The organism is Streptomyces sp. NPDC059037, from assembly GCF_042740015.1.
Classification (GTDB): Bacteria; Actinomycetota; Actinomycetes; order Streptomycetales; family Streptomycetaceae; genus Streptomyces.
Map to the genome: position 1 here is coordinate 1 of NZ_JBHYIG010000366.1, position 8,616 is coordinate 8,616.

The 8,616-nt window shown below is 73.3% G+C and carries 4 protein-coding genes; 1 reads left to right on the forward strand and 3 read right to left on the reverse strand.

Going from position 1 to position 8,616, the window contains the following annotated elements; all coding sequences use genetic code 11:
* A partial coding sequence (locus ACFWY6_RS41885; protein ID WP_384702080.1) for a hypothetical protein occupies nucleotides 1-3,615 on the forward strand: 3,615 nt, incomplete at its 5' end.
* Nucleotides 3,616-3,626: 11 nt separating this feature from the next.
* Here ACFWY6_RS41885 and ACFWY6_RS41890 read toward each other — a convergent pair.
* The 3 genes from ACFWY6_RS41890 to ACFWY6_RS41900 are packed head-to-tail and all read right to left on the reverse strand — an operon-like array spanning nucleotide 3,627 to nucleotide 8,328.
* Nucleotides 3,627-4,745 carry an aromatic ring-hydroxylating dioxygenase subunit alpha gene (locus ACFWY6_RS41890; RefSeq protein WP_384702083.1) on the reverse strand — a complete coding sequence of 373 codons (1,119 nt, stop codon included), beginning with the start codon at nucleotides 4,743-4,745 and terminating at the stop codon, nucleotides 3,627-3,629.
* A gap of 32 nt (nucleotides 4,746-4,777) precedes the next feature.
* Entirely contained in the window at nucleotides 4,778-7,246 is a 2,469-nt protein-coding gene (locus tag ACFWY6_RS41895; RefSeq protein WP_384702086.1) for an FAD-dependent oxidoreductase, read from the reverse strand.
* Nucleotides 7,243-8,328: an S-(hydroxymethyl)mycothiol dehydrogenase gene (locus tag ACFWY6_RS41900; protein ID WP_384702089.1), complete on the reverse strand. Its 1,086-nt coding sequence runs from the start codon at nucleotides 8,326-8,328 to the stop codon at nucleotides 7,243-7,245. The genes ACFWY6_RS41895 and ACFWY6_RS41900 overlap by 4 nt, the downstream gene beginning before the upstream one ends.
* Between the last annotated feature and the right edge of the window lie 288 nt (nucleotides 8,329-8,616).

Sequence of the window (8,616 nt, forward strand, 5' to 3'; positions counted from 1 at the left end):
CACAGCGTCACGAGGGCCGAGCAGGCACGCGGCAGGTCGGCGCTGATCTCCGCCGAACTCGCCTTCCGGCACGCCTCGCTGGCGCTCACCGTCGCCGAGAAGGCAGCCGCCGCCCAGCGCCGTGAGCTGGCCGACGCGCGTCAGCTGCACTCCGCCTGGCAGGCCGCCGAGGCCGTGCTTCGCCACCGCGCGGCCGCCGACCGCTCCGCGCGCGTGGCCGCCGCGATCCTGGAGGCCGAGCGGGACGCCGCGCCCGCGCTCGCCGCCCGCGCCAAGGCGGCGGCCGACCTCGTACGGGTCCTGCACACCGCGGCCGAGGGCGCCGAGTCGCTCGCCAACGAGGAGGAGGAGCGCTCGGCCGCACTCCAGGAGACCGGCGAGGCCGCCCACCGCGACGCCACCGCCGCCGCCACCGAGGCCCAGCGCGCCCGCAGCGAGGCCGGCCACCTGCGCCAGCGCCTGGCCGAGGTCGAGCAGGAGACCGCCGAGGCCGTCCGCGCGGGCTGGCTCGACGACACCGCCCCGGACGCCGACCCGGCGCGCGCGGCACTGGCCGCCAGCGACGCCGAGAAGACCGCGGTCGCCGCCTGGGAGACCACCCGCGAGGCCGCGCTGCGCTCCGCCGAGCACGCCAAGGAGGCGGGCGCCGCCGAGGCCCGTGCCGAACTCACCGCGGCCCGCGCGTCGGACGCCGCGGACGCCGCGGAGCACGCGTACGACGCCGAGCGCGGGGCCGCCGATTCGATCGCCGCCGACGAGCGCCTCGCCGAGCTGCTCGGGCTGCCGGGCGGCGCATCCTCAGGAGGAGTGCCGCAGCCCCGGCACGGCACGGACACCCAGGAGGCGTCCGCCGACGGGGCCCCAGGCGCGGAAGACGCGGGCCACGGCGCCCGTCAGGCCGAAGGGTGCCTCTCCGTAGCGGAGCTGGACCGCAGCGCCGACGACCTGCGCACACTCCTCGAGGACGGCGTCGGCTCCGCCGAGCGGCAGCTCTTCGAGCTGCGGACGGCCGCCGCCGACGACTCCCGCATCCTGGGCGCCCTCGGTGACGGCGGGCTGCTGCCGCCGGGCCCCGACGTCCTGGCCACCGTCGAGTTCCTCGGCGAGCACGGCATCCCCGCGCTGCCCGGCTGGCGCTATCTGGCCCAGGCCGTCGACCCGGTCGACCACGCGCGCGTGCTCGCCGCCCGGCCCGAGCTGGTCGACGGCGTCGTCATCACCGACCCGGCCACCCACGCACGCGCCCGCGAAGCCCTCGACGGCGCCGCACTGCTGCCCCGCTCCGCGGTCGCCGTCGGCACCGCCGCGGCCCTCCTGGCCCCCACGCCGGCCGATGAAGCAGGCGATGCGGGAGTCTTCCTCGTACCGCCGAACCCCGCCATGCACGACGAGCACGCCGCCGACGAGGAGCGGCAGACGCTGCGCGCACGGGCCGCGCGGCGCGACGAGGAGATCAGGGCGCTCGCCGTCCGCCTCGCCAAGGACCGTGAGCTCGCCGCGCGGCTCGCCTCCTGGCGCACCGGCTGCCCGGCGGGACGGCTCGACGAGCTGGCCGCCGCCGCACGCGGCGCCCGCGCCTTCGCCGAGGAGGCCGAGGCGGAGCTCGCCGAGGCCCGGAGCATCCGCGCCGAGGCCGACGAGGCGTCCGCCGAAGCGGCACGCGTGCGTGACGAGCGGCAGGAGGCCGCCCAGCGCGCCCGCCGCGTCGCCGACGCCCTCGCGGGGCTCGCCTTCCGGCTCCGCGAGCGGGCTGGCTGGCAGACCAAGCTGCGCGAACTCGCCGACGACGCCATCGAGTCGGAGTCCCGCGCCCAGACCTGCCTGGACCGCGCCCGCGCCGCCGACGAGGACCGCCGCGCCGCCCAGCGCGCCGCCGACGACGCCCGCCGCACCGCCCGCGCCCTGCGCGCCGAACGCGCCGAGATCGCGGGCGCCCCCGAGGACGTGCCCGAGGGCACCGACGCCCCCAAGGCCTCGCTGCCCGCCCTGCGCGAGGCCTACCGCGCCGCGTCCCAGCTCTACGAAAAGGTCGGCGTCGGCGCCGACCTGCGCGCCGAGCAGGCCCGCGCGGAGAGCGACGAGAGCGGCGCCCTCGCCGAACTCGACCGGCTCAGCAACAAGGTCCGCACCCGCGCCGCCCTGCTCCTCGAAGGCACGGACGGCTCCGACGGACCGTCCCGGCAGGCCGCTTCCGCCCGCGCGGAAGCCCAGGTCCAGCTCATCGAGACCCGCGCGTCCACCGCGAGCGAGCAGCTCGGCAGGCTCCGCGGCGAGGCCGAGCGGCTCGCCCCCGAGGACGGCGACGCGCACACCGAGCTCCCCGAAGACCTCGTGCCCGCCGACGCCGAGCAGGCGCAGACGCTCCTGCGCACCGCCACCGGCGAACTGGCCGCCCACACCGATGCGCTGACCCAGGCCAAGGACGCGCACGCCGCCCTGCTGCACTCCCACCGCGCCACCGAGGACGCCGCAGGCGGCTTCGACGAGACGGCAGCCCTCCTGCGCGACCTGCTGCGCGAGCACCAGGACGAGGAGGGGACCGAAGAGCCCGAGCCGTTCCCCGGCTCCCTCGAAGAGGCCCGCCAGTCGGCGGCCGAGACCCGCCGCTCGCTGCGCGGCTGCGCCGCCGACCTCTCCGCCGCCGAGGCCGCGGTCCGCGAGGCCGGCGACATCCTCGTACGCCATGCGAACTCCACCCGCTACGAGCAGGTACGCACCCCCGCCCGCCAGCAGATCCGCGAGCTGCCCGCCTCCGCGCTGCCGGAGCACGCCAAGAAGTGGGCGGACGCCTTCGCGCCCCGGCTGCGCGTCCTCACCGACGAGTTGGAGCAGCTGGAGCGCAACCGCGACAGCATCGTCGACCGGCTGCGCGGCTTGGTCGAGTCCTCGCTCGCGACGCTCCGTTCCGCGCAGCGCCTCTCCCAGCTGCCCGAGGGCCTGGGGGAGTGGTCGGGCCAGGAGTTCCTGCGGGTCCGTTTCGAAGAGCCCGACCAGGCGACGCTGACCGAGCGCCTCGGCGAGGTCATCGACGAGGCCACGCGGGCGGCTGTGAAGAAGAACTCGGATCTGCGGCGGGACGGAATGTCCTTGCTCCTTCGGGGAGTTCAGGCCGCCCTGGAGCCGCGCGGCATCGCCGTGGAGATCCTCAAGCCGGACGCGGTGCTCCGTGCCGAGCGCGTGCCCGTCGGGCAGATGGGCGACGTGTTCTCCGGTGGTCAGCTGCTCACCGCGGCCATCGCCCTGTACTGCACGATGGCCGCGCTGCGCAGCAACGACCGCGGTCGCGACAAGCACCGGCACGCCGGCACGCTGTTCCTCGACAACCCCATCGGCCGCGCCAACGCGACGTATCTCCTGGAGCTCCAGAGGGCCGTGTCGGACGCGCTCGGTGTGCAGCTGCTCTACACCACGGGCCTGTTCGACACGACCGCGCTCGCCGAGTTCCCGCTGGTCATCCGCTTGCGCAACGACGCGGACCTGCGGGCGGGCCTGAAGTACATCAGCGTCGAGGAGCACCTGCGGCCGGGCCTGCCGCAGCAGGACCCGGCCGAGGAGACGGTGCACGGGGAGATCACGGCGACGCGGATGTACAAGAGGCCGGTTACGGCTTCCTAGGCCAAGTCGTCTCAGGCCAGCCGTTGGGTCAGCCACTGGTGGAAGATCCCGATGTGATGCTCGGTCGGCACCAGCACCCCGCCCCCGCGATAGGCGCGTGACGCCATCGCGGGCTGGGTGCGCTCGCAGGCCGCGAAGTCCTGTTCGTTGACCCGGTGGAAGAGCTCGACGGACTTGCCGAGATCGGCGCCGGAGGCGACGACGTCGGGTGCGTAAAGCCAGTCGCACTCGACGACCGTGCGGTCCTCGGCGAGGGGGAACATCCGGTGCAGGATCACATGGTCGGGGACGAGGTTGACGAAGACGGTCGGCTTGATGGTGATCGCGTAGTAGCGGCGGTCCTGGTCGTCGGCGACCGAGGGCAGCCGGCCGAAGCCCGCGCTGCCGTCGACGGTGAATCCGCTGACCTCGTCGCCGAACGATGCGCCGTGCCCCACGTAGTACTGGGCGGCGAACCCGTCGGCGAACTCCGGCAGGACCTCGGTCAGTTCGGGGTGGATGGTCGCGCAGTGATAGCACTCCATGAAGTTCTCGACGATGAGCTTCCAGTTGGCGCGCACGTCGTACGTGACGCGCTTGCCGAGGGCGAGCCCCTCGGTCCCGTAGCGCTCGATGGACGCCGCGTCGCCGAGCCGCTCCACCGCCGCCCCGACGACGGTCTCATCGAAGGACGGTGGTTCATCGGCCAGGCACACCCAGACGTAGCCGAGCCACTCCCGCAGGGCGACCTTGACCAGGCCGTACGCGGTGCGGTCGACGTCGGGCATCTTCACCAGGTTGGGCGCGGCGATCAGCTTGCCGTCGAGGTCGTACGTCCATGCGTGGTACGGGCATTGCAGGTTGCGGCGCACCTCGCCCGACTCCTGGGTGCAGAGCCGCGCGCCGCGGTGCCGGCAGATGTTCAGGAAGGCCCGCAGCTCTCCGGAGCGGGACCTGGTGACCAGGATGCTCTCGCGGCCGATCTGGACGGTGCGGAAGGCGCCGGGCTTGTTGAGGTCGGCGGAGCGCACCGCGCAGAACCAGAGGGACTCGAAGACGCGTTCCTGCTCCTGCCGGAAGATCTCCGGATCCGTGTAGAAGTGGCCCGGCAGCGTCGAGACGAGGCTGTCGGAGATGGGGGTCGTCGTCACGGTGGCGTACTCCTCCAACGGCGGACAGGCGATCAGCGGCGGATGCGGGTCATCTTCGGGTCGAACAGCGGCTCCTCGGCGACGGTCGCGGGAACCTTCTCGCCGAAGTACTCGATGTGCGTGCCGGTGCCCGCCTCCAGCGGCGGCAGCCAGGCGTACGCGACGCAACGGCCCAGCGTGTAGCCGTACGAGGCGCTGGTGACATACCCGGCGGGGACCCCGGCCCCGTCGATGGACACGGGCTCCTTGCCGAGGACGACGGCGGCCGGGTCGTCGAGCAGCAGCGCGGTGAGCCTGCGCTCCGGCGTCCCCTTTGCCTCCAGGGCCGAACGCCCCATGAAATCGCCCTTGTTCATCCGGACGGCGAAGCCGACGCCCGCCTCGTACGGATCGTGCTCGGTGGTCATGTCGTGGCCCCAGGCGCGGTAACCCTTCTCCAGGCGCAGGCTGTTGAACGCGGACCGTCCCGCGGCGATCACACCGTGCCGCTGCCCCGCCTCCCAGAGCGTGTCCCAGAGCCGGAGCCCGGTGTCGGCGCCCGTGTACAGCTCCCAGCCCAGCTCGCCGACGTACGACAGGCGCATCGCCGTCACCGGCACATGCCCGATGTAGGTCTCCTTGGCCTTGAAGTAGCCGAACCCCTCGTGGGAGAAGTCGTCGTGGGTGAGCGGCTGGACGAGCTCGCGGGCGAGCGGCCCCCACACTCCGATGCAGCAGGTGCCGGACGTGATGTCCCGCAGGTGGACGCCGTCCGGGGCGTGGCGCAGGAGCCAGTCCAGGTCGGCGGGGGAGTTGGCGCCCACCTGGAAGCGGTCGGGCGCGAGGCGGGCCACGGTGAGGTCGGACCGGATGCCGCCCGCCTCGTCCAGGAGCAGCGTGTACGTCACCGAACCGGGCTTCTTGGCCAGGTTGTTGGAGGTCATACGCTGCAGGAAGTCGAGCGCGCCGGGGCCGGACACCTCAAGGCGGCGCAGCGGCGTCATGTCGTAGAGGGCGACCTTCTCGCGGGTCGCCTTCGCTTCGGCGGCCGCGATCGGCGACCAGTGGCGGGCCGACCAGGCGTCGCGCTCGGGCACCTCGACGCCCGCGGCGAGCGGGGCGTTCGCCTCGTACCAGTGCGGACGCTCCCAGCCGCCGCCCTCCAGGAAGACCGCGCCGAGCTCCTGCTGGCGGGCGTAGAAGGGACTGACCCGCAGCGGCCGGGGCTGCTCCATCGGCTGCAGCGGATGCAGCACGTCGTAGACCTCGACGAACTGCTGTGCGCCCCGGTCGGCGATGTAGGCGGGAGAGCGCTGGGCGTCCTCGAAGCGCGTGAGATCACAGTCGTGTACGTCGATGGAGGGCCGCCCGTCGACCATCCACTCCGCGACGGCCTTCGCGACCCCCGCGGAGTGCGTCACCCACACCGCCTCGGCCAGCCAGAAACCGCGCAGCGCACGGGACTCGCCGAGCACCGGCATGCCGTCCGGGGTGAAAGAGAAGACGCCGTTGAAGCCCTCGGCGACCTCGGTGTCGCGCAGTGCCGGCAGCAGCCGGCGGCAGTCCTCCCAGCTCGGCGCGAAATCCTCTTCGGTGAAGGGGTACGAGGACGGCATCTCCTCGGCGTCGTCGTACGCCGGGACGGTGAACGCGTCGACGGGCAGTGGCCGGTGGGCATAGGAGCCGATGCCGATGCGGTCGGTGTGCTCGCGGAAGTACAGATCGCGGTCCTGGAAGCGCAGGATCGGCCTCGACGCCTCCGTGCGCGGGTCGTTGACGCCCGCGAGCCCGGGCAGCGGCTCCGTCTTCGCGTACTGGTGCGCGAGGGGGAGCAGCGGTATGTCGACCCCGGCCATCCGCCCGATCACCGGGCCCCAGAAGCCGGCGGCCGACACCACGTGGTCGGCGGGGAAGGTGCCCCGGTCGGTGACGACGGCGGTGACGCGGCCACCTGTGGGGCCGTTGGGGCCGTCCTCCCGCTCGATGCCCGTCACGGTGTGCCGGTCGAGAAAACGGGCTCCACGCGCGCGTGCCCGCTCGATCTGCGCGCGGCAGGCGAGCACGGCGCGGGCGAGCCCGTCGTCGGGGGTGTGCAGACCGCCGATGACCCGGCTCTCGTCGATGAGCGGCCACATCTCCTTGCACCGCGCGGACGAGACCAGTTCCGCTCGGATCCCCCAGGACGCGGCGTATCCGGCCTTGCGGTGCAGGTCGGCCCAGCGTTCGTCGGTGGTGGCGAGTTCGAGGCCGCCGACCGGGTTGAAGCAGGAGAGACCGTCCACTTCGAGGGACCCGAACTTCTGGACCGTGTACGTCGCGAAGGCGGTCAGCGTCTTGGACGGCCCCGTCTGGAAGACGAGCCCGGGGGCGTGCGACGTGGAGCCGCCGGGGGCGGGCAGCGGCCCCTGTTCGAGGACGGTGACGTCGGTCCAGCCGCGGGCGGTCAGCTCGTCGGCCAGGGAGCAGCCGACGATGCCGGCGCCGATGACGACGACGCGGGGAGCTGTGGTCTGCGTGGTCACAGGACCACCACCGAGCGCAGGACCTCGCCTCGCCGCATCCTGCCGAACGCCTCCTCGACCTGGTCGAGCGCGATGGTCTCGGAGACGAATCCGCCCAGGTCGAGCCTGCGGCTGAGGTACTGGTCGATGAGGATCGGGAAGTCACGGCTCGGCAGACAGTCGCCGTACCAGGAGGACTTGAGGGCGCCGCCGCGCGAGAACAGGTCGATCAGCGGCAGGTCGATCGTCATCTCCGGGTCGGGCACGCCGACCTGGACAAGGACGCCCGCGTGATCGCGCATGTAGAAGGCCTGTTTGTACGTCTCCGGGCGGCCGACCGCGTCGATCGCGACGTCGACGCCGAAGCCGCCGGTCAGCTCGCGCACCGCGTCGACCGGGTCCGTGCCGCGGGAGTTGACGGTGTGCGTGGCGCCGAACCGGGTCGCGCCGTCGAGCTTGCCCTCGTCGATGTCCACGGCGATGACGCGGCGCGCCCCGGCCAGCGAGGCGCCGGCGATCGCGGCGTTGCCGACCCCGCCGCAGCCGATGACGGCCACGGTGTCGCCGCGGCCGACCCGGCCGGTGTTCACGGCGGCTCCGTACCCGGCCATCACGCCGCAGCCGATGAGCCCGGCGGCCTCGGGGCGGGCCGCCGGGTCGACCTTCACCGCCTGCCCGGCGGCGACCAGGGTTTTCTCGGCGAAGGCGCCGATGCCGAGGGCGGGGCTGAGGGGGGTGCCGTCCAGGAGGGTCATCGGCTGGGCGGCGTTGCGCGAGTCGAAGCAGTACCAGGGGCGGCCGCGCAGACAGGAGCGGCAGGCTCCGCAGGGGGCGCGCCAGGCGATGACCACGTAGTCGCCGGGGCGGAGATCGGTGACGTCGTCGCCGACCGCCTCGATGGTGCCGGCCGCCTCATGGCCGAGCAGGAACGGGAAGTCGTCGTTGATCGCGCCCTCCCGGTAGTGCAGATCCGTGTGGCAGACCCCGCAGGCCTGCACGGAGACGAGTACCTCTCCCTTTCCGGGATCTGGCACGACGATCGTCTGCACCTCGACGGGTGCGCCCTTCTTCACGGCGACGACGGCACGGACCTCGTGTGGCACGGCCAGGCTCCTCTGCTGTTGCGCACTGCACGACGGGTTGCGCTATGAGAGACATAGTGGGAACGCCATCAAGAGGTCGTCAAGGGGTGGGAGTTAAGCCTTGGCAAATCGGTGGGGCACGGCGAAACGCGATCGACACGCGACCGGGGCGGATGCGGATTCGCGACGGGGGCGCGGGCGGGAACGCGACGGCGCTTGTGCCGAAACGCGGCGAGGGCGCGTGCGGAAACGCGGTGAGGGCGCGTGCGGAAACGCGGTGAGGGCGCGTGCGGAAACGCGGTGAGGGCG